This window comes from Pseudomonas sp. PDM32 (assembly GCF_019219225.1).
Classification (GTDB): domain Bacteria; phylum Pseudomonadota; class Gammaproteobacteria; order Pseudomonadales; family Pseudomonadaceae; genus Aquipseudomonas; species Aquipseudomonas laurylsulfatiphila.
The window spans coordinates 39,111-63,089 of sequence record NZ_JAHUWE010000014.1; the positions used below are offsets into that span (position 1 = coordinate 39,111).

Genomic DNA, 23,979 nt, shown 5'->3' on the forward strand with positions numbered 1-23,979 from the left:
GCAGCTCCTACACCGTTGCCCCTGTAGGAGCTGCCGCAGGCTGCGATCTTTTGCTATTCAACGCGGCGCCACACACTCGCCAACCAAGGCTGCTGCTCCCACGGCAGCCCGGCCGGCCGGTAGTAATGCTCCAACTCCACAAACCCTGCCTCGATCAGCAACTGCTGCCAGGCCGCCAGGTCGTGATACGACCCATAACGCGGCCCGTTCCAGCCTTCCTGATTCTCGCCACGGGGATTGGAACTGAACAACACCCCGCCCGGTTTCAACGTTCCCCACAACTGCTTCAGCACCCGTGGTAATTCCTGGCGCGGAACATGAAACAGCACCGCATTGGCAAAGATCCCGTCGAAACGCTCGGCCGGCAGATCGAGCTTCAGGAAGTCCTGCTGCCATACCTCGCAACCACTGTCGTCCCGGGCCATCTGCGCGAATTTTTCCGAACCATCGAGGCCGACGGCTGTGTGGCCCATGCGGGTGAAGGTTTGCAGATCACGACCGGGTCCGCAGCCGAAGTCGAGAATGTCGAAAGGCGCCTCAGCCTGGATGTGCCGCAACAGGGCATCGATGTTCTGGCTGACGTCGTGATCGCGCGTGCCTTCACGGAAACTTTCGGCCACCGCGTTGTAGTGGCCCAGGGTCGTGGTGGTGATCTGTTCGAGGTCGTCGGGTGTTTGTTTCATGGTCGGCTGCGCAGGAAAAAGGAGATGTGTTGACTATAAGCGCTTTCGCGCTTTGAAAGATCGCAGCCTGCGGCAGCTCCTACAGAACCTGAGCCTGACGTAAACCCTGTAGGAGCTGCCGCAGGCTGCGATCTTTTAGTCCTGCTTCATCCCCAAGCACTCAATGGAGTGATCCACCATCGCCTTGGCAATCTCCAGCAAATGCCAGATCGAATACACCATCGCCCGGTCGGCCCCCTTGAGCTGGTCGCCACATTGATACGCCGTGACCGAAGCACAGCGCAGCAGGTCGGCGACATAGAGTTGGGTGTCTTCGAAGCTCACGTCCTTGCTGACGTTGTAGAAGCGCATTTCATCGGGTGCTGCGGGTTGCTTGCCGGTGAGGTGGAAATCGATGGCGCGGTAGAGCGCTGAGCGATCCCGGAGTGGGTCTTCGGTGGAGGTTTCGGGGGGATCGGGAACGGATTTTTCCATGAGTGTTACTCCTATTGCTGCATGGGAGCCATCACTTATCGCCTACTAAACGATTGGGTGGCGGCTGTACGCAGGTTAGTAGGCCGGTCAATAGGAAAACCGGTGCACCCGAAGGTACCCTACGCACAGCCACCATATTCTGCATGCGGCAAAATTTGCCGGACATGAGCATGGAATCGCTATGCGCCTATTGTTCCGGGCTACTAAACCCGATCACTGATGAGCAGTGACGGACCGAGACTAGCCACCGGATTTGGCAGGCGCAAGCGAGCGAAATGATCTAGGAAATGTCCTGCAAAGGAAAGGGAACGAGCCTGCAAAATCGCTGATTTCCCTGTACGAAAACTTCCCTCCGAAGTCCAGTGATGACCTGTGGCAAGGGCGCTTTTGTGGCGAGGGGGCTTGCCCCCGTTCGACTGCGCAGCAGTCGTAAAACCAGCGGCCTCGTTTTTTCTGACACACCTTATGGAATGGTTTTAGGGCCGCTTCGCGCCCCAACGGGGGCAAGCCCCCTCGCCACAAAGAGTGTTCACAACATGCCTACCGCTTGTTGAGGCCCCGCGCCAACCGATCCCCACCCAACTGAATCACCGCCACCAACGCCACCAGCAACACAATCACCGTCAACATGATCTGGCTATCAAAGCGCTGATACCCATACCGATAGGCAATATCCCCCAACCCGCCAGCACCGATCGCGCCGGCCATGGCCGACGAGTTGATCATCGTCACCAGCGTAATCGTGAACCCACCAACAATCCCCGGTAGTGCTTCAGGCAACAACACATGCCAGACGATGTGCCAGCGCCGGCAACCCATGGCTTGCGCCGCTTCGATCAAGCCGTGATCGACTTCGCGCAAGCTGACCTCGGCGATGCGCGCAAAGAACGGCGTGGCCGCGATGGTCAGCGGCACCACGGCCGCCCATACGCCATACGTGGTGCCGACGATGAGCCGGGTGAACGGAATCAGCGCCACCATCAAGATCAGAAATGGAATCGAGCGAAACAGGTTCACGAATGCGCCCAGTGCGCGGTTCAGCGCCGGTGCTTCGTAGATTCCACCCTTGGAGCTGGTGACCAGGATCACTGCCAGCGGAATGCCCGCCAACAGCGCGATGAGCGACGACACGCCGACCATCAGGAACGTGTCGATAAAGCCCTGCAGCAAGCGATCAAACCACATAACCCAGCACCTCCACCTGTTGCGCCCATTGGTTGGCGCGTTGACGCAATTCTTCGGCACCGAGGGGTGAGCCCGTCACCGCCAACAGCAGTTGCCCAAGGGCGTGACCCTGTATCCGTTCCACACCACCTTGCAGCAATCGCACGTGGCCACCCAGGGCGCTGAACAGCGCTGCCAGGTCCGGTTCTTCGCGTTGGTTGCCAGTGAACTGCAAGCGCAGGACCACAGCTGCATCCGGGGCATTCGATTGTGGCTGCAAACGGCTTTGCAGCTCTTCCGGTAATGCGTGTTGCAACGGCGCCAGCAACGTCTTGCTGACCTCATGCTGTGGATTGCCGAAGACTTCCCACACCGGCCCTTGCTCGACGATCCGCCCGTGTTCGAGGACGACTACGCGATCACAGATCTCGCGGATCACCGCCATCTCGTGGGTGATCAAAACGATGGTCAGGCCCAGGCGTTGATTGATCTCGCGCAGCAGGCCCAGGATCGATTGCGTGGTCTCCGGGTCCAGTGCCGAGGTGGCTTCGTCGCACAGCAGGATTTGCGGGTCATGCACCAGCGCCCGGGCAATGCCCACGCGCTGTTTCTGCCCGCCGGACAACTGCGCCGGGTAAGCCTTGTGTTTGGCCTGCAAACCGACCAGCTCCAGCAGCTCACGGACTTTTTGCTCGCGTTGTTCCTTGGGCACGCCGGCGACTTTCAGCGGCAACTCGACGTTCTGCCAAACGGTCTTGGCCGACATCAAATTGAAGTGCTGGAAGATCATGCCGATGCGCCGCCGCAGCGCCACCAGGCGGTCTTCGTCGAATTCGCCGATGTCGACCTGATCGATCAGTACCCGACCACTGCTCGGTTGTTCCAGGCGATTGATGGTGCGAATCAGCGACGACTTGCCGGCGCCGCTGCGGCCGATGATGCCGAACACTTCGCCGCGCTGGATCGCCAGGTCGATGCCGTGCAACGCGGCCACCGGTCCTTGCTGGCCGTTGTAGGTTTTACCCAGGCCGATGAAGCGCACGTGGGCATGGTTGAGTTCGGGATGAAGTTCGGTGCGCTCGGCGCTTTGCGGCTCTGGAGTCTCCAGTCGCCGTTGGATGGCGGCGGTCATGCTCAGCTTTCCCAACCGGCTTGATAGAGCTTGCCGTGAGCTTTATCCAGTGCGGCGCGCACCGCGGGTGAGTGCTGGTAGATGTCGACGAACTTGATCAGGCGCGGGTCGGTTTTGCTCTTCGGCTGAATCACGAATTGAATCACGTACTCCTTGTGATCGAGGCCGTCGAACAGCAGCGCGGAGCCAGCGTCGAAGGTTTTCGACAAGCGAATGTAGGCCGGGTAGCCCTGCACCAGATCGGCATCGTCATAGGCACGTACCAGTTGTACCGCTTCGACCTGGAGGATCTTGATGTTCTTCGGGTTGGCGATGATGTCTTCTTCGGTGGCCTTGTAGCCGACACCGGGCTTGAGGGTGATCAGGCCGGCCTTGGCCAGCAGTTGCAAGCCTCGACCGCTATTGATCGGGTCGTTGGCGATGGCCACGCTGGCGCCTTGGGGCAGTTCGTCGAAGCTTTTGTATTTCTTCGAGTAGAGGCCGACGTTGTTGATGATCCCCGGCGCGAACGGTACCAGGTCGAAACCCGAGGCGGCCTTGGCGTTTTCCAGGAAGGGGATGTGCTGGAAGTAGTTCACGTCGATGTCGCCGGCGGCGAGGCTGACGTTCGGCGCGATCCAGTCGCTGAACTCCACCAGTTCGACTTTCAGTCCTTGCTTGGAAGCCTCTTCGACGGCGGCTTCAAGGGGAATGGCGAACGCGGCGGTGGTGCCGATTTTCAGCGGCGCGTCGGCGGCGAAAACTGTAGAGCTGAACAGGCCGAGGGCCAGGGCCAGTGCTTTGACTGGGTGAGAGAGGTAGTTCTTTTTCATGATGAGTTATCCAGTCAGTGCATTAGTTTTTTGGTGTCTGGTGGGGCCTCTTCGCGAGCAAGCCCGCTCCCACATTTGGAATGCATTCCCCTGTGGGAGCGGGCTTGCTCGCGAAGCTTTTTAGCGGCGGTAAGCCGAGCCGGTATGTTGCTCGGGTAAGTGCGCCTCTTGCTGAAACAGCTTTTCGCGCAAGGTGCCGCTGTCGTACGCCGTCTTGTACGACCCCCGCCGCTGCAACTCGGGAATCACCAGCTCGATGAAATCCTCATAGCTTTCCGGGGTGACGATGCGGGTCAGGTTGAAGCCATCCAGCCCGGTTTCGGCGATCCACGACTCCAGCTCATCCGCCACTTGCTGCGGTGAGCCGACCACGGTGATGTAGCGGCCACCGAGGGCGTGTTGTTCGAGCAATTTGCGCCGGGTCCAATCGTTGTTTTGCAGGTGTTTGGTGGCGGACTGGATCGCGTTGCTCTTCACGTACTGGATCGGCTCGTCGATTTCATATTGGGAAAAATCGATCCCGGTGGACGCCGAAAAGTGCGCCACGCCAGCCTCGGCACTGGCGTAGCTCAGGTATTCGGCGTGCTTGGCCCAGGCCAATTCTTCGGTGGCGCCGACGATCACATTCAGGCCCATGAACACCTTGATGTCCTCGGGGTTGCGCCCGGCTTCGACGGCACTGGCACGAACCTTGTCCACCTGAGCCTTGGTCGATGGCTTGTTCTGGCCGCTGATGAACACGCACTCGGCATGTCGCCCGGCGAACAGCAAGCCGCGATCCGAGCTACCGGCCTGGAACAGCACCGGCGTACGCTGGGGCGAGGGTTCGCAGAGGTGATAACCCTCGACCTGATAGAACTCGCCCTTGTGCTCGACCTTGTGCACTTTCTCCGGCTGCGCATAGATCCGCTGCTGTGGATCGTTCAGCACCGCGTCGTTTTCCCAGCTGCCTTCCAGGAGTTTGTAGAGCACCTCCAGGTACTCGTCGGCCTGGTCGTAGCGACGGTCATGCTCGACCTGTTCGCTCAGGCCCATGGCCTTGGCGGCACTGTCGAGGTAGCCGGTGACGATGTTCCAGCCGACCCGGCCACGGCTGAGGTGATCCAGCGTCGACAGGCGTCGGGCGAACAGGTACGGCGCTTCGTAGGTGAGGTTGGCGGTCAGGCCGAAACCGAGGTTTTTCGTCACCGCGGCCATGGCCGACACCAGCAGCAGCGGGTCGTTGACCGGCAGCTGGATCGACTCTTTCAGCGGCACGTCCACCGAGTTCTGGTAGACGTCGTAGACCCCGACGATGTCGGCGATGAACAGGCCGTCGAACAGCCCGCGCTCGAGCAATTGCGCCAGTTCGGTCCAGTATTCGATCGTGTTGTAGCGGGTGGACGTGTCGCGCGGGTGCGTCCACAAACCGTGGTTGATGTGCCCGATGCAGTTCATGTTGAAGGCATTGAGCAGGATCTTCTTTTTAGCCATTCAGATGGTCCCCCGCAGTGGCGGGTTTTCATCGTTGAGGTAGTAGTTGCCCACGGCGTGGTACTTCCAGCGCACCGGATCGTGCAGGGTGTGCACCCGGGCATTGCGCCAGTGACGGTCGAGGCCGTGTTCGATCAAGGTCGCCTGACTGCCGGCCAGTTCGAACAGCGTGTTGCCGGCGGCCAGGGAGATTTCGGTGCTCAGGGCACGGGCTTCGGCGACGGCAATCGACGCGGCTGCGACGGTCTCGGCCTGGGTGTCGGCCTGGGCCTTGTCGAGGTATTCACCGGCACGCTCCAGCAGTGCCTCGGCAGCGTGCAGGCGAATGCTCAGGTGGCCGAAGCTCTTGAGGGTCAGCGGATCGTCCGTGGCTTTTTCGTGGGTGGCGTCGATCCACGGCCGGGTTTTCGTGCGTACGAAGTGCAGTGCATCTTCATATGCAGCGCGGGCGATGCCGGTGTCGATGGCGGCATGGAGAATTTGCGCCAGCGGGCCGACCGGGGTCGGGCGTTCGAAGGCGCTTTGAAAGGGGATGACATCTTCGGCCGCGACGTAGACATCTTCGAACACCACCGAACCGCTGCCGGTGGTGCGCTGGCCGAAGCCGCTCCAGTCGTCAATTACGGTGAGGCCCTTGCTGTTGCGCGGGACGAATGCCAGTTGCTGCACGCCGTTTTCATCCACCACCGAGGTGGGAATGCGCTGGGCGTAAATCGCACCGGTGGCGTAGAACTTGCGGCCATTGATGCGATAGCCGCTGCCATCGCGAGTCAGGCTGGTGATGCGATCATGGGCGGTTTTGGTGCCGAGTTCGGCGAGGGCATTGCCGAAGCGCTGGCCGGCCAGCACATCGGCATAAAGTCGTATTTTCTGCTCATGGCTGCCGTTCACGCGCAGCACTTCGAGGGCATAAAAATGGTTCTGCGGAATTTGCCCCAGCGAGCCGTCGGCCTGGGCGATCAGGGCGATGACCTTGGCCAGGGTGACGTTGGAAACACCGGCGCCGCCATATTCTTTTGGCACGCTGATGCCCCACAGGCCCGAGCGGGAAAACACCTCCAGTTCCGGGTGTGGCAGACGGCGTTCACGGTCGCGTGTGGCGCTGTCACGTTTGAAATCTTCGGCCAGATCGCTGGCGACAATCAGGGCTTGCTCATCGCTGGTAATGACCGCGACGGGGTGAGAAATGCTCATGTGCTTCTCCAGATGTCTGGTCGTTAAATCCAGGAATGCCGATTAGGCAGCGTGCCGTTGAGGCGATAGGCGCCGATGGCGTGATACTTCCAGCGCACCGGATCGTGCAGCGTGTGCACCCGGGCATTGCGCCAGTGGCGGTCGAGGTTGAATTCGGCAAGGGTGGCGCGGCTGCCGGCCAGTTCGAACAGCTTTTCGCTGGCCAGCAACGAAATCTCGGTGGTCAGCACTTTGGCTTCGGCCACGGCAATCGAGGCGCGGGCGGCGGACCCGGCGGTGAGCGGTGCGGCGCTGACTTCATCGAGCACCTGCCCGGCCTTGCGCAGCAGCGCTTCGGCGGCGTGCAGTTCGATTTTCAGTTTGCCGATATCGGCGATCACGTACAGGTCATCGCTGGCCCGCTCGACCTTGGCGTCGATCCACGGCCGGGCGCGGTTTTTCACGAAGTCGATGGCGTCGTCGATGGCGCCCCGGGCGATACCGGCGTCAATGGCCGCCTGAATCAGTTGGGAGACGGCGCCCTGGATGTTCGGCGAGTCGTTGATCCGCCAGTTATCCACCACCAGTTCGGGATCGACCTGCACGTTGTTGAGCAAAATCGTGCCGCTGGCGGTGGTGCGCTGACCAAAGCCGGACCAGTCATCGACGATGCGCAATCCCGGCGTGCCGCGACGGATGAACGCCAGCACTTGTTTGCCGTCGTCGTTCAATGCCTTGACCGCGACCCAATGGGCGAACAGTGCACCCGTGGAATAGAACTTCTGGCCGTTGAGGACGCCGTCAGCGGTGATGCGTGTCTTCAGTTCCAGAGTGTTTTTGGTGCCGCGTTCCGGCCCGGCATTGCCGATGCGCCAGCCATCCAGGACGCTTTTGAACAGTTGTCTTTTCTGCGCTTCGGTGGCGCTGCCGAGGATCAGGTTAAGAATGCCGAACTGGTTTTGCGGGATCTGCCCAAGCGCCGGGTCGGCGGCGGAAATGATCGCGAAGACCTCGGCCAGGGTGACGAACGAAATCTGCGGGCCACCGTACTCGCGGGGGATGGAAATGCTGCCCAGGCCGCTGCGGGTGAACTGTTCGATTTCAGACCATGGGAGCTTGCGCAACTGGTCACGCTTGGCGGCTTGCAGGCGCGCGACGTGCGCCAGTTCGTGGGCTGCCTTGATGGCTTGGGCGTCGTTGCGCAAGATTTGTGCGGGCAACAACAACGGGGCGATGTCCAGGTCACTCTGGACGATTGCATCTGCCAGACTGGACATCAGTGCCACTCCTTGGCAGCTCGCAATGCCCTGGCGATCTGCACTGGGGTGATTGTGTTCCGGACCATACCTACCTCACATCTCATGGAAGCGCTGCTTGTGGCCGCGCATGAAAACAAGAATGTCCGGTGGTCCGGTTTATATACCCTAAACGCTTATAAATATTTTATGAACTAACTTTTAGGAATATAGATAGAAGGGTGGCAATGGCGCTGTCGCCAAGATCGCAGCCTTCGGCAGCTCCTACAGGGGTTTACGCCTTAACCCTGTAGGAGCTGCCGAAGGCTGCGATCTTTGGAATTTTTACAGTAACGACATCATCGTCTGTGGGCCTCGGCAGCCTTGAGGTGCTGTTTCTTCGGGACTCTCAGATAAGGATTGGCGCAACCGATCTTCAGCGTGCGGGCCGGTGCCCAGCGGGAGTTGTTGCCCACCCGATCGAGAATGCAGTAAGTCACTTCCAGCCGCAGATCTTCACCGGCTTCGAGGATGATGGCCGGCGGTATCCAGACCTGGATCGGCTGGCCTACATCGGCGGACTTGAGCGGTGGCAGATCCATGCGCACATCGCCCCAGCGCAGGGTGATCTCGTCGTCGACGGCCATGTTCAGGTACGGCTCGATGGTCAAGGGAACACCGCGTTTGACCTGGCTCGGATTGACCCCCTGACGGCGAATCGCCTCGGGAATGCTCACCGGTGCCAGGCACTGGTTTTCATCGCCGCACAGCGACGAGGGTTGGCCGCCTGGACAGTCGAGTTTGATTTGCACGTTTTGACTGGCCGATACCGCCGGGCCCCGGCCAATCTGCATGACCCGGTAGTAAATGCGCGAGGTACCGTTGGCGACAAAACTCTCAGGCACCCGCAACTGCACCGGTCGGCCGACATCATTGGCCGTCAGCACCCGGGAAGCCACGTAGCAGTTGTCCCAGAACAGTTCGACCAGGTCTCCTGCGTCCATGGCGGGGTAGGGTGCCACATCGATCAGCAGGTGCGCTGCGCAGGTGACGTTGATGCCGGCCTTGTTCGATTGCGCCAAGGTCGGGGCTGCAAGCCCGGATTTGTTCGAGGTGCTATTCATGAAGTCTCCTTGAAGTCTTGCAACGAAGTCCGTTTCTGGAATATCAAAAACTAATTATCGAACAGAAAAACCATTCATTACTTTGAGCGGGAATAATGATTTAAGTGTGATGGGTGTCGTTGGTTTGAGACTAGATAAGAGTTAGGGCGATCAGGTGTCAATAAGAATTGTTAGTTATGGGTCCTGCGTGGTGTTATTCAGAAAGTTCCTACGGTTCCAAGTAATTAAACCGTGCCTGTGCGTCGAGGTTTTCTGCTGAAAGCGGGTGAGTGCGGGCGGATTGGTGCAAGTCGTGGGCACCGTCCTACGACGGAGGATCTGGTTGAATTGGCATTGCTTAATTGTCGTGAAGCATATATTTGTACCGTGCATGCGTACAGGATATGCATGTTTAATAGGTGAGTTTTGTTTGGTATTAATGAAAGGTCTTTCGAGGGGTGTCACTTCCATCCATGGAAGTTTACCGTTGTTGCGCAGGGCTGTTAGTTATTAGCGTTATTCAGGAACTTGCTCAGGAACTGCCGGGTTCGCTCTTCTTTCGGGTTGGCAAACAACGCCTTCGCTTCGCCTTGTTCGACGATCACGCCCTTGTCGAAAAACACCACACGGTTGGCCACGTCCCGGGCAAAGCCCATTTCGTGGGTGACGATCACCATGGTGCGCTTCTCTTCGGCCAGACCGCGGATGGTCGCCAATACCTCGCCCACCAGTTCCGGGTCGAGGGCCGAGGTCGGCTCATCGAACAGGATCACTTCGGGCTCCATCGCCAGCGCCCGGGCAATCGCCACGCGCTGTTGCTGGCCACCGGAGAGGCGACGCGGGTAAGCGTCCTCCTTGCCCGCCAGACCGACCTTGGCCAAGAGTTTTTTACCCAGGGCTACAGCGTCGGCGTGCGGGGTCTTCTTGACCACGATCGGGCCTTCGATGACGTTTTCCAGGGCGGTGCGATGGGGGAACAGGTTGAAGTTCTGGAACACGAAGCCCACGTGCTGGCGCAAACGTCGCACCAGGCTCTGCTGCTGGTTCAGGGGACGGCTGGTATCGATTTCGATATCGCCGACCTTGATCCGGCCGCTGGTGGGTTCTTCCAGGAAATTCAGGCAGCGCAGGAAGGTGGTCTTGCCCGAACCGCTGGGGCCGATGATCGCGACCACCTCGCCTTCCTTGACCTCAAGATCGATGCCATTGAGCACGACTTGACCCTTGAACTGCTTTGTCAGTTTTTCCACGACAATCATTGGGTCAGGACTCCTGGTCGTGCCGATTGACCCGCGCTTCCAACTGGTTCTGCAGGTGCGACAGCACCGTGGCCAGGACCCAGTAGATCAGTGCGGCGGCAAGATACATGGTGAAGATTTCGAAGGTACGGGCGGTGATCAGCTGTGCCTGGCGGAACAGTTCCGGCACCTGGATGGTAGCGGCCAGCGCCGTGTCCTTGACCAGCGAAATGAAGCTGTTGCCCAGCGGTGGCAATGCGGTGCGCATGGCCTGCGGCAGGATGGCCCGGCGCAGGGTTTGCGCGCGGGTCATGCCGATACTGGCAGCGGCCTCCCACTGGCCGCGCTCGATGGAGCTGATCGCGGCACGCAGGATTTCGCAGGCGTAGGCGGCCATGTTCAGCGAGAAGCCGATCAGGGCCGCCGGCAGCGGATCAAGTTCCAGACCCAATTGCGGCAAGCCGTAATAGATCACGAACAGTTGCACCAGCAACGGCGTGCCGCGAAAGAACGACACGTAGATGCGAGCGATCCAGCTCACCAGTTTGAAGCGCGACAGGCGCATCAGCGCCAGGCCGAACCCCATCACCAGGCCGAAGAACATCCCGCCCAGGCTGAGGATGACCGTGTAGTACGCGCCCTTGAGCAGAAAGGGCACGGAGTCCAGTGCGAGTTGGAAAGCTTCTTCCATTATTGAGTGACGTCAGCGTTGAAGTATTTTTCCGAGAGCTTTTTCAGGGTGCCATCGGCGCGCAGCTTGTCGATCGCCTTGTTCACTGCGGCCAGCAGTTCAGGCTCGCCTTTGCGCAGGGCAATGCCGGCTTCCTGACGGGAGAACGCGTCACCGGCGGCGGTGGTGTCCTTGGCTTTCTTGGCGTATTCCAGTGCGGCCAGACGGTCGATCAGAATGGCGTCGATACGGCCGACACGCAGGTCCTGGAACTTGGTCGGATCATCTTCGTAAGTGCGGATGTCAGCGGTCGGCACGTTGGTTTTCACCCACTCTTCGTAGTTGGTGCCCAGGCCTACGCCGACTTTCTTGCCACCCAGGTCGGCAGCGGTCTTGATGTTCAGCTCGGGGGCCTTCTTGGTCAGCACCAGTGCCTGGATACCGGAAACGGTGTACGGCTCGGAGAAGTCATACTTCTTCTTGCGCTCTTCAGAGATGGTCACCTGGTTGATCACTGCGTCCAGGCGCTTGGATTCCAGGGCTGCGAGGATGCCGTCCCATTTGGTCGGTTGCAGTTTGACCTTGACGCCCAGCTCTTTGGCCAGGGCTTCGGAGAACTCGACTTCGAAGCCGGTCAGTTTGCCGTCGGCATCGACGAAACTGAACGGTGGGTAAGTGCCTTCCAGGCCAACGTTGATCACGCCGGCGTCTTTGATTTTTTGCAGTTGCTCACCGGCAACGGCTTGGCCAATCAGGCCTGCGCTCAGTGCCAGGCCCAGCGAGCCCACCAGCAGATTGCGACGTAGTGCGGAAAAATTCATGACAAGCCCCTGTGTTTTCTTATGGAAGACGCTTTAGGAAAGTTGGCAAATTCGGGATTCGGACGACTGCGATATCCTGCCCTAATGCAGCTTATGCGTCTCGCTGCAAATTCGCCTGCGGCGTGAATATAAGACGCCGCCGTTAGATAGGAAAATAATAAATATTCTTTTTGTTATGCGTTAAATGAATATGTGGCGGTTGTGAGAAAAGATCGCAGCCTTCGGCAGCTCCTACATGGATTGGCATGCACCTGCAGGAGTTGCCGAAGGCTGCGATCTCTTGATCTTCTGAATCGGTTACAGAAAATCCTTATAGGCAAACAACGCCGGCGCCCCGCCAGTGTGCAGGAAGATAATCGGCCCCTCGTCGAAACGCTGACGCCCGATCCCGTCCAGCAAACCTGCCATGGCCTTGCCAGTGTAGACCGGGTCCAGCAGCAAGCCTTCCTGACTCGCCAGCAGCTTCACCGCCGCCAGTGTTCCGGCATTCGGCTCGCCATAACGCGGGGCGAAGTATTCGTCCCACAACTCGACTTTGAAGGCGTCCGGCAAGCTCACACCCAGTAGCTCGGCAGTGCGTTCTGCCAGGCCTTGAACCTTTGGCCGCTGGTCTTCATCGCTGCGCGAGACCGTCACGCCGATCACTGGCAGATCCGGCAGTGCTTCACTCAAGGCCAGTGCCAGGCCGCTGTGGGTACCGGCACTGCCCGAGGCCAGGACCACGGCGGCGAACGTCAGGCCGGTGTCCTTGATCTGTTCGGCCAGTTCCAGCCCGGCACGTACGTAACCGAGTGCGCCCAGCGCGTTGGAGCCTCCAATCGGCACCAGGTACGGCTTCTTGCCATTGCTGCGCAGTCGGCCGGCAAGGGCTTGCAGTTGTTCGTCGGCGTTGTCGAGGTTTTCCACCAGCTCGACCTTGGCATCGAACAGGTCGAGCAGCAGGCGGTTGCCGTTGCCGGTGTAATTGTTGTCATCGGTGCCGAGGGGGTTTTCCAGAAGGGCTACGCAGCCCAGACCCAGTTTTGCCGCAATGGCAGCCGTCTGACGTACGTGGTTCGATTGCAGCGCACCGGCGGTGATCAAGGTGTCGGCGCCTTGGGCCAGTGCATCGGCGGCCAGGTATTCGAGTTTGCGCAGCTTGTTGCCGCCCATCGCCAGTGGCGTCAGGTCATCGCGTTTGACGTACAGGTCACGACCCAGCCAGGTCGACAGGCGTTCGAGTTTTTCCAGGGCGGTGGGTTGACCGAGCAGGTCGAGGCGGTTAAAGCGGGCGAGCTGTTGTTTGATCATGGGTCCGTACTGGCCGTGGAAGATCTCAGGACTATAGGCACGCGAAAAAGGCTGGGCAACCGTCAATTGCTTATAGCTAATCGTAATGAGCACAGCATTATTGGTTCTTAATTTGCCCCGCTGCCCTTGCCGTAAAGTAATCGCCGTCAGTGCGGCCAGACAGTCCGGTCGCCCGTGAGGAGTTTCTACCGTGAGTGAGCGTTCCAGCCATTGGCAATTGCAGACCATCGTCAGCCAGCTGCGCACCGCGCGTGAGCAGTGGCGAGCGCAAAATGGCCGGGCCAGTACCGAGCAGGGCGGTCGCGAGCTGCCCTCCCGGGCGGCCATGGCAGAGATTCTCGAAGCCTTGTGCGGTGCGCTGTTCCCGATGCGCCTGGGGCCGGTTGACCTGCGCGAAGAGAGTGAAGATTTCTACGTCGGCCACACGCTGGATGTAGCGTTGAATGCACTGTTGGCTCAGGCGCGACTCGAATTGCGCTATGCCGCGCGCCACAGTGCCCAGGCCGATACCGAAGTCGAAGCCAAGACCATCCAGATCATCCAGGACTTCGCCCTCGCCCTGCCGGGCTTGCGCAGCCTGTTGGACACCGACGTACTGGCGGCCTATCACGGCGACCCCGCGGCGCGCAGTGTCGATGAAGTACTGTTGTGCTACCCGGGGATCCTGGCGGTGATTCACCATCGGCTGGCCCACCATTTGTACCGTGCCGGGTTGCCGTTGCTGGCGCGGATCAGCGCGGAAATCGCCCACTCGGCCACGGGTATCGACATTCACCCCGGCGCGCAGATCGGCCGCAGTTTCTTCATCGACCATGGTACCGGCGTGGTGATCGGCGAAACCGCGATCATCGGCGAGCGCGTGCGGATTTATCAGGCCGTGACCCTGGGCGCCAAGCGCTTCCCGGCGGACGAAGACGGTCAGTTGCAGAAAGGCCAGCCGCGGCATCCGATTGTCGAGGATGACGTGGTGATTTATGCCGGGGCGACGATCCTGGGGCGGATCACCATCGGCCAGGGTTCGACCATTGGCGGCAACGTCTGGTTGACCCGCAGCGTGCCGGCGGGCAGCAACCTGACCCAGGCGAATCTGCAGCATGAAGATGGGGCGCAAAAATAAGATCCCTGTCGTTGGACCTGTAGGACTTGTAGGAGCTGTCGAGTGCAACGAGGCTGCGATCTTTTCCAATGCACCGCAAAATCAAGATCAAAAGATCGCAGCCTCGTTGCACTCGACAGCTCCTACAGCTCTTACAGCGCCTGCAGAACCCCGTAAATCCTGCGTATTACCCTCCCTTGAGCTAGCGTACAACCACTACCGCCGAGCCCTGCGATTAGTCCTTAGCCCCCTATCCATGTTTAACTTGAACGTTCATTCAAGTTAAACCGGTGGTTCGCCGCCCGCTCACAACAGGAGGCTTGCCTTTGCTGAGTCCGATTTCTACAGCCACGTTTTACCCCTTCGAGGTGCACCGTACATGAGTGCATCGTCCATCCCTCCAAGCGGCCTGGTCCGCATGAATCCGCCGGTGTTCTGGTTCTCGGCGAGTTTCATTCTGTTGTTTGGTGTCGTTGTCATCGCCATGCCCGAGCAGGCCGGTGCCTGGTTGCTGGCGGCGCAAAACTGGGCGGCCAACACGGTCGGCTGGTATTACCTGTTGGCGATGACCCTGTATCTGGTCTTCGTGGTGGTCACCGCCTTGTCCGGCTACGGCAAGATCAAGCTCGGTGCCGACCACGACGAGCCCGAATTCAGCTATTTGTCATGGGCCGGCATGCTGTTCGCCGCGGGGATCAGCATCACCCTGTTTTTCTTTTGCGTGTCCGAACCGTTGACCCACATGCTGCAACCACCCCAGGGCGAGGCTGGTACCGCGGATGCGGCGCGTCAGGCGATGCAGATTCTGTTTTTGCACTGGGGCCTGCATGGCTGGGGCGTGTTCGCCTTTGTCGGTATGGCGCTGGCCTATTTCGCCTATCGCCACAACCTGCCGCTGGCCCTGCGCTCGGCGCTGTATCCGCTGATCGGCAAGCGCATCAATGGCCCCATCGGCTACGCGGTGGATGGCTTCGGCATCATCGCCACGGTGTTCGGCCTCGGCGCGGACATGGGCTTTGGTGTGTTGCACCTCAATTCGGGCCTGGACTACCTGTTCGGCATCGCCCACACCCAGTGGGTTCAGGTCGGCCTGATCACCCTGATGATGGGCGCGGCGATCATCGTTGCGGTGTCGGGCGTCGACAAGGGCGTGCGGGTCATGTCCGACATCAACATGCTGCTGGCCTGTGCGCTGTTGCTGTTCGTGTTGTTTGCCGGCCCCACGCAGCACTTGCTCAACACCCTGATCCAGAACCTCGGCGATTACCTCGGCGCCTTGCCGATGAAGAGTTTCGACCTCTATGCCTACGACAAACCCAGCGACTGGCTGGGCGGCTGGACGGTGTTCTATTGGGCCTGGTGGATCGCATGGTCGCCGTTCGTGGGCTTGTTCATCGCGCGGATTTCCCGTGGCCGCACCATCCGCGAATTCGTCTTCGGCGTGCTCCTGATTCCGCTCGGCTTCACCCTGGCGTGGATGTCGATCTTCGGCAACAGCGCCATCGATCAAGTGCTCAACCACGGCATGAGCGCGCTCGGCATGTCGGCTATCGACAATCCGTCGATGACGCTCTACCTGCTGCTGGAAACCTACCCGTGGAGCAAAACCGTCATCGCGGTGACGGTGTTCATCAGCTTTGTGTTCTTCGTCACCTCCGCCGACTCCGGCACCGTGGTGCTGTCGACGCTGTCCGCCAAGGGCGGCAATCCCGATGAAGACGGGCCGAAATGGCTGCGGGTGTTCTGGGGCGCAATGACCGCACTGGTGACCAGCGCGCTGCTGTTTTCCGGCAGTATCGATGCGTTGAAGTCGGCGGTGGTCCTGACTTCGTTGCCGTTCTCACTGATCTTGCTGTTGATGATGTGGGGTCTGCACAAGGCGTTTTATCTGGAGTCGCAGAAGCAGATTGCGCAGATGCATTCGCTGGCGCCTGTGTCCGGGTCACGACGCGGCGGCTGGCGGCAACGCCTGAGTCAGGCTGTGCATTTCCCGTCGCGGGACGAGGTTTATCGCTTCCTCGATACGACGGTGCGACCGGCCATTGAGGAAGTGTCGGCGGTGTTCCGCGAAAAGGGGCTGCACGTGGTCATGCACCCGGACCCGGCCCATGACAGCGTCAGCCTGGAAATCGGCCACGGCGATCAGCATCCGTTCGTTTATCAGGTGCAGATGCGCGGCTATTTCACGCCTTCGTTTGCCCGTGGCGGCATGGGTTCCAAGCAACTCAACAATCGCCGTTACTACCGGGCCGAAGTGCATCTGAGCGAGGGCAGCCAGGATTACGACCTGGTGGGCTACACCAAGGAACAGATCATCAACGACATCCTCGACCAGTACGAGCGGCACATGCAGTTTTTGCATCTGGTGCGTTGATCGCGGGCAGGGCGCCGGGGCTTTTCAGCCCTCGGCGCTCAGCACCATGAACAACACCAGCGCCGCCACCGGGATACTGAACACCATCGTGCCGATCCCCAGTTCCGTACTCAACGACTGGCCGGCGGTCACCACCCCGATGGCGCCATTGATCACCGTCAGCGCCAGCCACAGGATCACGAAACTGTAGGTGAGTGTCTGGCGGCTGAAGCCAAGTTTCTCGCCGATGAACAGCATCATCGCGAGCAAGACCAGGCCGAAGGTGATGATGATGGTGGTGTGCATGGCTTCTTCCATCCTTGCGATCGTTATCGCGTCTTCGTTGCTTTGGCGACTGTGTTCCTGTCGACCCGGATCACGCAAGCCTGTCGCTGTTTTGTCGAATAATCCGGGCAAATCAAATTTTTGTGAAACGTTTCAGCATTTAGTCGAATCCCGGGTTTTCTGGCGTTGATCCGGGCGTATGCTGGGCGACTGGCGAAGCAGTCGATACCAGATTCAAGACCGACAAGAGAGGATTCGATGACTTACACCGCTGCCGAAAACCGCTACGACTCCATCCCATACCGCCGCGTGGGTCGCAGTGGGTTGGTGCTGCCTGCGCTGTCGTTGGGCCTGTGGCACAACTTCGGCGACAGCACGCCGATCGATACCCAGCGCGCGTTGCTGCGCACGGCGTTCGATCTGGGGATCAACCATTTCGACCTGGCCAACAACTACGGCCCGCCCTATGGCAGTGCCGAAATCAACTTCGGCCGATTGCTGCGTGAAGACTTCAAGCAGTACCGCGACGAACTGATCATTTCCAGCAAGGCCGGTTGGGACATGTGGCCGGGGCCTTACGGTCAGGGCGGCGGTTCGCGCAAGTACGTGTTGGCCAGCCTCGACCAGAGCCTGCAGCGCCTGGGTGTGGACTATGTCGACATCTTCTATTCCCATCGTTTCGACCCGGACACGCCACTGGAAGAAACCGCCAGTGCGCTGGCCACCGCGGTGCAGCAGGGTAAGGCGTTGTACATCGGCATCTCGTCTTATTCCGGGGTGAAAACCCGCGAAATGGCGGCGCTGCTCAAAGAGTGGAAAGTCCCGCTGCTGATCCACCAACCGGCCTACAACCTGCTCAATCGCTGGGTGGAAAAAGACCTGCTGGACACCACTGACGAACTCGGCACGGGCGTGATTGCGTTCACGCCGCTGGCGCAGGGATTGTTGACCGACAAGTACCTCAACGGCGTGCCGGCGGATGCGCGGGTCAATCGTCCGGGGGGTGGTTCGTTGCAGGCATCGCACTTGTCCGAGGCCAACATCGCTCAGGTGCGCGCACTCAACGAAATCGCCCGGCGTCGTGGCCAGAGCCTGGCGCAACTGGCGCTGGCCTGGACCCTGCGCGATCCACGGGTCACTTCGGCATTGATTGGCGCGAGCCGGCCGGAGCAGATCATCGAGAACGTCGGCGCGTTGAAGAACCTGAGCTTCAGTGCAGAGGAACTGGCGGAGATTGACCGGTTTGCCCAGGAGGGCGGGATCAACCTTTGGGAGAAGCCTTCTACAGCTGAGTAATTTTCGGGTGTCTGTTCCGGCCTCTTCGCGAGCAGGCTCGCTCCCACACTGGATCTGTGTCAAGCACATACCCCGTGGGAGCGAGCCTGCTCGCGAAGGGGCCAGACCAGTCAATAAAGAAATCAGGGATTCACCGAAAAAACGGCACATCCCCCAACACCGTCGCCCGCTGCATCACCCGCCGCGCCGGCCGGTAATCATCCACCGCGTAATGCTGGGTCACACGGTTGTCCCAGAACGCAATGTCATCCTGCTTCCAGCGCCAGCGAATGGTGAATTCAGGCCGCGTGGCGTGGGCAAACAGAAATTTCAGAATCGCCTCGCTTTCGGTTTCCGACAATTCGTTGATCTTCGAAGTGAAGCCTTCGTTGACGAACAGCGAGCGTCGCCCACTCACCGGGTGCGTGCGGATCGCCGGGTGTGACAGCGGCGGATTTTTGCGCCGTGCTTCTTCCCACTGGGCCAACGCTTCGGGCGTGTTGCCATAACGCTCCAGTGGGAACGAACGGGTGAAATCGTGGGTGGCGGTCAAGCCTTCGAGCAAGGTTTTCATCGGCGCCGACAGGGCTTCATACGCGGCAATTCCACTGGCCCACAAGGTGTCGCCGCCAAACTCCGGCAACAGTTTGGCGCTGAGTACCGCGCCCATGGCCGGGGTCGGCAGGAAGGTCACGTCGGTGTGCCAGATCGCGTTATCGCGGACGTCGGTGACGGCGGTGTCGAGGATCAGCACTTCCGGCTGTTCCGGCACATTGGGGTAGATCGGGTGAATGTGCAGGTCGCCGAAATTCGCGGCGAATCGTGCCTGTTGCTGTGGCGTGATCGGCTGGTCGCGAAAGAACAGCACCTGATGCTTGAGCAGGGCCTGCTCAATGGCATCGCGTTGTTCCGCGCTCAGCGGCTGGCTGATGTCGACGCCGCTGATTTGCGCACCGAGGGCAGAGCTCAAAGGGACGATGGTCAAGTGGCTCATAGTGGTTCTCTTAAATTTTGGGTAACACCGCACCTGTAGGAGCTGCCGCAGGCTGCGATCTTTTGATCTTGCCCTTCAACCGAAAAGTCAAAAGATCGCAGCCTGCGGCAGCTCCTACAGGGGTGATTTGAAAAAGGGGTTGTTCCTGGCTGAAAAGGCTTCAGTGGGCCTGGCCGTGCCATGGCACCAGTTTGCGTTGCAGGGCGCGCAGGCCCATTTCCATGGCGAAGGCGATCAGTGCGATCACCAGAATCCCCAGGACCACCACATCGGTGACCAGAAACTGCGCGGCGGACTGCACCATAAAGCCAAGACCGCTGGTGGCGGCGATCAATTCGGCGGCGACCAGAGTCGACCAACCGACACCGAGGCCAATGCGCACCCCGGTCAGAATGTCCGGTAAGGCACTCGGTAAAATCACGTGGCGAATTAACTGTGCGCGAGTGGCACCCAACGACTGCGCGGCACGCAATTTGGCCGGGTCGACCGTGCGCACGCCGGTGGCGGTGGCGATGGCAATCGGGGCGAAGATCGCCAGGTAGATCAGCAGCACTTTCGACAGTTCGCCGATGCCGCACCAGATCACGATCAGCGGCAGGTAGGCCAGCGGTGGAATGGGCCGGTAGAACTCGATCAGCGGGTCGAGCACGCCACGGGCAATACGGTTGGCACCGATGGCGATGCCCACCGGCACGGCGGTGAGAATCGCAAAGCCGAGGCCCAGGCCGATGCGGTTCAGGCTCGCGCCGAGGTGCTGCCACAGCGTTGAGTCCATGTAGCCCGAGGTCGCCAGCAGCCAGCCTTTTTGCAGCACGGCGGAGGGCGGCGGCAGGAACAGCGGCTCGATCAAACCGGTCGCCGTCACGGCCCACCAAATGACAATGAGCGCGGCCAGTGTCAGCACGCTGATCCAGCGAGTGCTCAAGCGGCGTCGTGCCGCAGGCACAGGTGTGCCTGGCTTTATCGCGACGACGGGAATTTCGTAACTGCTCATGCGTGCTCCTGCCGCTGGGCGGCGCTGCGTTGGGAGAACACTTTGGCGAGTACGTGTTCGCGGGTTTCGATAAAACGCGGATCGGATTTGATCGAGCGGGCCGACTCACCGGCGGCATAACGCTGACCGAAATCGAGGCTCAGGCGCTCGACGATTTGCCCGGGGTTTGGCGCCAACAGAATCAGGTCGGTGGCGAGGAACACGGCTTCTTCGATGTCGTGGGTAATCAGGAACACCGGCTTGGCGGTGCGCTGCCAGACTTGCAGCAACAGTTCCTGCATCTGCTCGCGGGTAAAGGCGTCGAGGGCGCCGAAAGGTTCGTCCATCAGCAACACGCGCGGGTCGGCGGCGAGCGCCCGGGCCAGGCCGACACGCTGCTTCTGGCCACCCGAGAGCTGCCAGATGCGGCGCTGGTCAAAACCGGAAAGATCGACCAGGGCAAGCATTTCCCGGGCACGCGCTTCGCGTTTGTCCCGGGCAATACCGGCCAGCTCCAGGCCGAAGCCGACGTTGGCCAGTACGTCCTGCCAGGGCAGCAGCGCGTCGTCCTGGAACACCACGCCGCGCTCGGCGCTCGGGCCACTGACGGGCACGCCGTCGAGGGTGATGCGCCCGGCGCTGGGTTCGACGAAACCGGCAATCAGGTTCAACAGCGAGGTCTTGCCACTGCCGGACGGGCCAAGGGCGACCAGCAATTGCCGGGGCCCCAGGCTCAGGGAGATATCCGCCAACACCGGTTCCGGGTTGCCGGGGTACTGTGCGCTGATGCGCTCCAGCTGTAGCAAAGCCATCGCAGTCAACTCCCGATCAATTGGTGATGAACTTGGCGCTGACGTACGGCGCGTAGTCCGGCAGCACGGCCTCGACCTTGCCTTGTTCCTTGAGGAACGCGGCGGTGTCGGTGATGGCTTTGGTGGTCGGCGCGCCGAGCGTGAGCACCTGGTCAGCCGCCAGCGGGTAGACGTTGCCTTGCAGCAGCAACGGAATATCGCTGGCCTTGGCGCCGGACAGCTTTACAAGCTTGTCGACGTTGCCCTGGTTGGCGAGCCAGGCTTGTGGGTCTTTGCGGTAGTCGGCGTAGGCGTCGAGGGTCACTTTGGCGAACGCGGTGACGATCTCCGGATGCTTCTCGGCGAAATCCTTGCGCACGATCCAGGCATCGAAGGTCGGGGCGCCGAACTTGGCCAATTCGCCGGAAGTGATCAGCACCTTGCCGTTTTCCTTGGCCACGCCGAGGGCTGGGTCCCACACGTAAGTGGCGTCGATGTCACCGCGCTTCCAGGCGGCGATGATCGCCGGTGGCGCCAGGTTGAGAACGGTGACTTTCGAGGGATCGATGTTCCAGTGCTTCAGTGCAGCGAGCAGGCTGTAATGGCCGGTGGATACAAACGGCACGGCGATTTTCTTGCCGATCAGGTCTTGCGGGGTCTTGATCCCGGAGCCGTCGCGGGCGACCAAGGCTTCGGCGGCGCCGATCTGGGTGGCGATGAGGAAGGTTTCCACCGGGACTTTGCGAGTGATGGCAGCGGTCAGCGGGCTGGAACCGAGGTAGCCGATCTGCACGTCGCCGGAGGCGATGGCGGCGATGATATCGGCGCCGTTGTCGAATTTGCGCCAGCTGATATCGGCCTTGGTGGCCTTTTCGTAAGCGCCGTCGGCCTGGGCGACTTTCGCCGGGTCAACGGTGGTCTGGTAGGCGACGGTGACGTCGGCCGCCTGGGCAAAGAAACTCGCGGTAGCCAGGGTTGCGGCCGCCAGCAAGCGTAGAGGGAAAGTCAGTTTCATCAGAAAGCTCCTTGTCAGGCGACCGAATGTCGGCGTGAGAAAGAGACTAAATGATCTAAGAATTCAAAAATAAATAACTTTTTAGAATTAGCTTATGAGCGGGCAATGTTAAAGGATCAAAAGATCGCAGCCTTCGGCAGCTCCTACAGAGGCAGCGTATGGCCAAAAAAAATCGCAACCTGCGGGACTCCGTGTAGGAGCTGCCAAAGGCTGCGATCTTTTCGGGGCTACGAATTAATTACTGATCGCCAGAATGCTCGCCTGGTAAGCCCCGACAAACACATCGAAATCACCGACTTCGTTCTGTTCCAGCTCAGCCTGTTGAGCCAGCGATGAACGCGCCCGCTCTTCAAACTGCGCTTGTTCCTCAGCCGGCAACGGCTCGCTGCGGAAGAATTCGGCATGCGCCTGGCTTTGGCGCAGGGAGAACTGGGCAAAGCTCTCCTTGTGCTCGGCCATGGCCGCCAATACCTGGGCCGACGGCGTCAGGGATGGGTCCCGGACCTTGGCCATCTGGGCGTCCAGCGCCTTGCTGTGGGCATCGCCGCCATGGCTCTGGTCGAGCATCGCTGCCAGCGGAGCGATTTTTTCCAGCAGCTCACCGGCCCATTCCTTCAGATCAACCGGCTGACCGTCGCGTTGCAGTTGCAGGCCTGGACGACGACCTTCCTTGACCACGCTGAGGAAGTTCGAGGTCGCGTTGCCGCAGCTGGTGTTGGTCAGCAGCGGGCTTTCGTTGAGCGCGCAGTACAGCAGGAACGCATCGAGGAAGCGCGACTCGGTAAGGTCGATGCCCATCGGCAGGAAGGGGTTGATGTCCAGGCAGCGCACTTCGACGTACTGGATGCCCCGGGCCATCAGCGCCTGGATCGGCCGCTCGCCGGTATAGGTCACGCGTTTCGGACGGATGTTGGAGTAGTACTCGTTTTCGATCTGCAGGATGTTGGTGTTGAGCTGCACCCACTCGCCATCCTGGTGGGTGCCGACTTCGACGTACGGCGCATACGGCGTGGCCACCGCTTTGCGCAGGCTGTCGGTGTAGCTGGTCAGATCGTTGTAGCAGGGCGTCAGGCCGGCCTGGGCGTTGCTCTGGTAACCCAGGTCGCTCATGCGCAGGCTGGTGGCGTACGGCAGGTACAGGGTGTGCGGGTCCAGTTGTTCCAGCTGATGCGAACGGCCGCGCAGGAATCCGGCATCCAGCGCTGGCGACGCACCGAACAGGTACATCAGCAGCCAGCTGTAGCGGCGGAAGTTGCGGATCAACGCGATGTAGGACGACGACTGAAAATCACGGTCGCTGCCGACAAAGCCTTCGGCCTGCCTGAGCAGCGGCCAGAGTTTTTCCGGCAGGGAAAAGTTGTAGTGGATGCCGGCAATGCATTGCATGGTCTTGCCGTAACGCAGGGCCAGGCCCTTGCGGTACACGTACTTGAGCTGCCCGATATTGGACGTGCCGTAATAGGCGATCGGGATGTCTTCCTCGGCCGGCAACGGGCACGGCATCGATGGGCTCCACAGGTACTCGTTGCCGAGCTTGCTGTAGGCAAAACGGTGAATGCTGTCCAGGCTCGCCAACGTGTCCGCCGGGTCGGGCAGGGCTGGCGTGATGAACTCCAGCAGCGACTCGGAGTAGTCGGTGGTGATCTGTTCGTTGGTCAGCGCGGAACCCAATTCTTCCGGGTGCGGCGTTTGCGCCAGGCGACCTTCGCCGGTCACGCGCAGGCATTCACGTTCGATGCCGTGAAGGCACTGTTCGAGCAGAGAGAGGTTAGCGCGCTCGCCGAGCAGGGCCAGGCGGCGGTTGAGAAGTTCGCTCAAGTTGGATTCCTTCACGCGTCAGTCGCCCCAATATGGGGGTGGGCAAGACGGTCTACAAGGGTGAAGTTAAAACTGGCGTTTTCGCCTCGTTTTGGCGCCGCACAGGCCTCA

The 23,979-nt window shown here is 60.3% G+C and carries 22 protein-coding genes; 3 read left to right on the forward strand and 19 right to left on the reverse strand.

Annotated features, from left to right (window positions below; translation table 11 throughout):
- Positions 1–53 precede the first annotated feature (53 nt).
- The 13 genes from KW846_RS24285 to KW846_RS24345 all read right to left on the reverse strand — a co-directional run bounded on the left by KW846_RS24285 (position 54) and on the right by KW846_RS24345 (position 13,268).
- Complete coding sequence (locus KW846_RS24285; protein WP_218485805.1) at positions 54–683, reverse strand: bifunctional 2-polyprenyl-6-hydroxyphenol methylase/3-demethylubiquinol 3-O-methyltransferase UbiG; 630 nt, start codon at positions 681–683, stop codon at positions 54–56.
- Positions 684–818: 135 nt separating this feature from the next.
- Positions 819–1,157, reverse strand: coding sequence for a DUF6124 family protein (locus KW846_RS24290; protein WP_218485806.1), 339 nt, complete (start codon positions 1,155–1,157; stop codon positions 819–821).
- A gap of 540 nt (positions 1,158–1,697) precedes the next feature.
- Positions 1,698–2,342 (reverse strand): methionine ABC transporter permease, encoded by a 645-nt coding sequence (locus tag KW846_RS24295; protein ID WP_015093002.1) that lies wholly within the window; start codon positions 2,340–2,342, stop codon positions 1,698–1,700.
- Entirely contained in the window at positions 2,332–3,453 is a 1,122-nt protein-coding gene (locus KW846_RS24300) for a methionine ABC transporter ATP-binding protein (RefSeq protein ID WP_218485807.1), read from the reverse strand. Before KW846_RS24300 ends, KW846_RS24295 begins: the two co-directional genes overlap by 11 nt.
- 2 nt (positions 3,454–3,455) lie before the next feature.
- A complete protein-coding gene (locus KW846_RS24305) occupies positions 3,456–4,265 on the reverse strand; it encodes a MetQ/NlpA family ABC transporter substrate-binding protein (RefSeq protein WP_218485808.1) in 810 nt (269 codons plus the stop codon).
- A gap of 120 nt (positions 4,266–4,385) precedes the next feature.
- Complete coding sequence (locus tag KW846_RS24310; RefSeq protein ID WP_218485809.1) at positions 4,386–5,738, reverse strand: LLM class flavin-dependent oxidoreductase; 1,353 nt, start codon at positions 5,736–5,738, stop codon at positions 4,386–4,388.
- Positions 5,739–6,932 (reverse strand): SfnB family sulfur acquisition oxidoreductase, encoded by a 1,194-nt coding sequence (locus tag KW846_RS24315; RefSeq protein WP_218485810.1) that lies wholly within the window; start codon positions 6,930–6,932, stop codon positions 5,739–5,741. It lies immediately after the preceding gene.
- Between the two features lie 23 nt (positions 6,933–6,955).
- A complete protein-coding gene (locus KW846_RS24320; RefSeq protein ID WP_218485811.1) occupies positions 6,956–8,188 on the reverse strand; it encodes an SfnB family sulfur acquisition oxidoreductase in 1,233 nt (410 codons plus the stop codon).
- Positions 8,189–8,505: 317 nt separating this feature from the next.
- On the reverse strand, positions 8,506–9,270 hold the full coding sequence (locus tag KW846_RS24325) for a hypothetical protein (RefSeq protein WP_218485812.1): 765 nt from the start codon (positions 9,268–9,270) through the stop codon (positions 8,506–8,508).
- A gap of 482 nt (positions 9,271–9,752) precedes the next feature.
- Positions 9,753–10,508: an L-cystine ABC transporter ATP-binding protein TcyN gene (gene tcyN / locus KW846_RS24330; RefSeq protein WP_218485813.1), complete on the reverse strand. Its 756-nt coding sequence runs from the start codon at positions 10,506–10,508 to the stop codon at positions 9,753–9,755.
- 4 nt (positions 10,509–10,512) lie between these two features.
- The gene (gene tcyL, locus KW846_RS24335; RefSeq protein ID WP_007972897.1) at positions 10,513–11,178 is read right to left on the reverse strand and encodes a cystine ABC transporter permease; all 666 of its coding nucleotides are present in this window, start codon (positions 11,176–11,178) and stop codon (positions 10,513–10,515) included.
- Positions 11,178–11,978 carry a cystine ABC transporter substrate-binding protein gene (gene tcyJ / locus KW846_RS24340; protein WP_007972895.1) on the reverse strand — a complete coding sequence of 267 codons (801 nt, stop codon included), beginning with the start codon at positions 11,976–11,978 and terminating at the stop codon, positions 11,178–11,180. Before tcyJ ends, tcyL begins: the two co-directional genes overlap by 1 nt.
- A gap of 297 nt (positions 11,979–12,275) precedes the next feature.
- A complete protein-coding gene (locus KW846_RS24345; protein WP_218485814.1) occupies positions 12,276–13,268 on the reverse strand; it encodes a D-cysteine desulfhydrase in 993 nt (330 codons plus the stop codon).
- Positions 13,269–13,458: 190 nt separating this feature from the next.
- Between KW846_RS24345 and epsC the strand changes: the two genes are divergently transcribed.
- Positions 13,459–14,385 carry a serine O-acetyltransferase EpsC gene (epsC, locus tag KW846_RS24350; RefSeq protein ID WP_007972891.1) on the forward strand — a complete coding sequence of 309 codons (927 nt, stop codon included), beginning with the start codon at positions 13,459–13,461 and terminating at the stop codon, positions 14,383–14,385.
- A 397-nt stretch (positions 14,386–14,782) separates the two neighbouring features.
- Entirely contained in the window at positions 14,783–16,738 is a 1,956-nt protein-coding gene (gene betT, locus KW846_RS24355; protein WP_162130348.1) for a choline transporter BetT, read from the forward strand.
- A gap of 24 nt (positions 16,739–16,762) precedes the next feature.
- Here betT and KW846_RS24360 read toward each other — a convergent pair whose 3' ends face one another.
- Positions 16,763–17,023, reverse strand: coding sequence for a hypothetical protein (locus KW846_RS24360; RefSeq protein ID WP_218485815.1), 261 nt, complete (start codon positions 17,021–17,023; stop codon positions 16,763–16,765).
- Positions 17,024–17,260: 237 nt separating this feature from the next.
- Between KW846_RS24360 and mgrA the strand changes: the two genes are divergently transcribed.
- On the forward strand, positions 17,261–18,298 hold the full coding sequence (gene mgrA / locus KW846_RS24365; RefSeq protein ID WP_218485816.1) for an L-glyceraldehyde 3-phosphate reductase: 1,038 nt from the start codon (positions 17,261–17,263) through the stop codon (positions 18,296–18,298).
- A 130-nt stretch (positions 18,299–18,428) separates the two neighbouring features.
- On the opposite strand, the gene tauD is transcribed toward mgrA, so the two are convergent.
- The 5 genes from tauD to gshA form a co-directional block, all read right to left on the reverse strand.
- Positions 18,429–19,271, reverse strand: a complete 843-nt coding sequence (tauD, locus tag KW846_RS24370; protein WP_218485817.1) for a taurine dioxygenase — start codon at positions 19,269–19,271, stop codon at positions 18,429–18,431.
- A gap of 160 nt (positions 19,272–19,431) precedes the next feature.
- The gene (gene tauC / locus KW846_RS24375; RefSeq protein ID WP_218485818.1) at positions 19,432–20,265 is read right to left on the reverse strand and encodes a taurine ABC transporter permease TauC; all 834 of its coding nucleotides are present in this window, start codon (positions 20,263–20,265) and stop codon (positions 19,432–19,434) included.
- Positions 20,262–21,056: a taurine ABC transporter ATP-binding subunit gene (gene tauB, locus KW846_RS24380; RefSeq protein ID WP_218485819.1), complete on the reverse strand. Its 795-nt coding sequence runs from the start codon at positions 21,054–21,056 to the stop codon at positions 20,262–20,264. Before tauB ends, tauC begins: the two co-directional genes overlap by 4 nt.
- A gap of 16 nt (positions 21,057–21,072) precedes the next feature.
- Complete coding sequence (gene tauA, locus KW846_RS24385; RefSeq protein WP_218485820.1) at positions 21,073–22,050, reverse strand: taurine ABC transporter substrate-binding protein; 978 nt, start codon at positions 22,048–22,050, stop codon at positions 21,073–21,075.
- A 234-nt stretch (positions 22,051–22,284) separates the two neighbouring features.
- Positions 22,285–23,868 (reverse strand): glutamate--cysteine ligase, encoded by a 1,584-nt coding sequence (gshA, locus tag KW846_RS24390; protein WP_218485821.1) that lies wholly within the window; start codon positions 23,866–23,868, stop codon positions 22,285–22,287.
- Between the last annotated feature and the right edge of the window lie 111 nt (positions 23,869–23,979).

What these genes read in the sequence shown, in the direction of transcription:
- KW846_RS24320 (WP_218485811.1), bottom strand. Translation starts at nt 8,188, where the DNA reads ATGTCCAGTCTGGCAGATGCAATCGTCCAGAGTGACCTGGACATCGCC.
- tcyL (WP_007972897.1), bottom strand. Translation starts at nt 11,178, where the DNA reads ATGGAAGAAGCTTTCCAACTCGCACTGGACTCCGTGCCCTTTCTGCTC.
- tauB (WP_218485819.1), bottom strand. Translation starts at nt 21,056, where the DNA reads ATGGCTTTGCTACAGCTGGAGCGCATCAGCGCACAGTACCCCGGCAAC.
- KW846_RS24305 (WP_218485808.1), bottom strand. Translation starts at nt 4,265, where the DNA reads ATGAAAAAGAACTACCTCTCTCACCCAGTCAAAGCACTGGCCCTGGCC.
- tauA (WP_218485820.1), bottom strand. Translation starts at nt 22,050, where the DNA reads ATGAAACTGACTTTCCCTCTACGCTTGCTGGCGGCCGCAACCCTGGCT.
- KW846_RS24290 (WP_218485806.1), bottom strand. Translation starts at nt 1,157, where the DNA reads ATGGAAAAATCCGTTCCCGATCCCCCCGAAACCTCCACCGAAGACCCA.
- tcyJ (WP_007972895.1), bottom strand. Translation starts at nt 11,978, where the DNA reads ATGAATTTTTCCGCACTACGTCGCAATCTGCTGGTGGGCTCGCTGGGC.
- KW846_RS24360 (WP_218485815.1), bottom strand. Translation starts at nt 17,023, where the DNA reads ATGCACACCACCATCATCATCACCTTCGGCCTGGTCTTGCTCGCGATG.
- betT (WP_162130348.1), top strand. Translation starts at nt 14,783, where the DNA reads ATGAATCCGCCGGTGTTCTGGTTCTCGGCGAGTTTCATTCTGTTGTTT.
- KW846_RS24315 (WP_218485810.1), bottom strand. Translation starts at nt 6,932, where the DNA reads ATGAGCATTTCTCACCCCGTCGCGGTCATTACCAGCGATGAGCAAGCC.
- KW846_RS24285 (WP_218485805.1), bottom strand. Translation starts at nt 683, where the DNA reads ATGAAACAAACACCCGACGACCTCGAACAGATCACCACCACGACCCTG.
- KW846_RS24295 (WP_015093002.1), bottom strand. Translation starts at nt 2,342, where the DNA reads ATGTGGTTTGATCGCTTGCTGCAGGGCTTTATCGACACGTTCCTGATG.
- tauC (WP_218485818.1), bottom strand. Translation starts at nt 20,265, where the DNA reads ATGAGCAGTTACGAAATTCCCGTCGTCGCGATAAAGCCAGGCACACCT.
- KW846_RS24310 (WP_218485809.1), bottom strand. Translation starts at nt 5,738, where the DNA reads ATGGCTAAAAAGAAGATCCTGCTCAATGCCTTCAACATGAACTGCATC.
- KW846_RS24325 (WP_218485812.1), bottom strand. Translation starts at nt 9,270, where the DNA reads ATGAATAGCACCTCGAACAAATCCGGGCTTGCAGCCCCGACCTTGGCG.
- tauD (WP_218485817.1), bottom strand. Translation starts at nt 19,271, where the DNA reads ATGAGCCACTTGACCATCGTCCCTTTGAGCTCTGCCCTCGGTGCGCAA.
- mgrA (WP_218485816.1), top strand. Translation starts at nt 17,261, where the DNA reads ATGACTTACACCGCTGCCGAAAACCGCTACGACTCCATCCCATACCGC.
- KW846_RS24300 (WP_218485807.1), bottom strand. Translation starts at nt 3,453, where the DNA reads ATGACCGCCGCCATCCAACGGCGACTGGAGACTCCAGAGCCGCAAAGC.
- tcyN (WP_218485813.1), bottom strand. Translation starts at nt 10,508, where the DNA reads ATGATTGTCGTGGAAAAACTGACAAAGCAGTTCAAGGGTCAAGTCGTG.
- KW846_RS24345 (WP_218485814.1), bottom strand. Translation starts at nt 13,268, where the DNA reads ATGATCAAACAACAGCTCGCCCGCTTTAACCGCCTCGACCTGCTCGGT.